At 37.3% G+C, this 252-nt stretch carries 1 pseudogene; it reads right to left on the bottom strand.

Annotated elements, in window-relative coordinates:
• Positions 1 to 156: 156 nt before the first annotated feature.
• Positions 157 to 237: pseudogene (locus tag V7147_RS06400) on the bottom strand (hypothetical protein); the annotation flags it as partial.
• Between the last annotated feature and the right edge of the window lie 15 nt (positions 238 to 252).

The following is a 252-nucleotide window of genomic DNA, read 5'->3' on the forward strand; positions in this document are numbered from 1 at the left end:
GTTATTATTCAATTTATTCACATATTGTATTAGAGCAAGTTGTCCACCAAAGAAAGGGCGAGTAAATCAGGAAAACGCATACAGCTTCAAGTAAGGAGACCTTTACACACAATAACCAACGGAGTCCATTCCAAGTTTGCATGCCATACGCTTAGGTTTTCTTATTATAATACTGGACCCAAGAAAAAAACCCGTACCAATTGTACAACCGACTCCAAATAGAGAAAGCTGCCACCATTATATTTTTTTCTC

It is taken from the genome of Bacillus sp. JJ1521, assembly GCF_036965165.1.
In the GTDB taxonomy this organism is placed as follows: Bacteria; Bacillota; Bacilli; order Bacillales; family Bacillaceae_L; genus Ferdinandcohnia.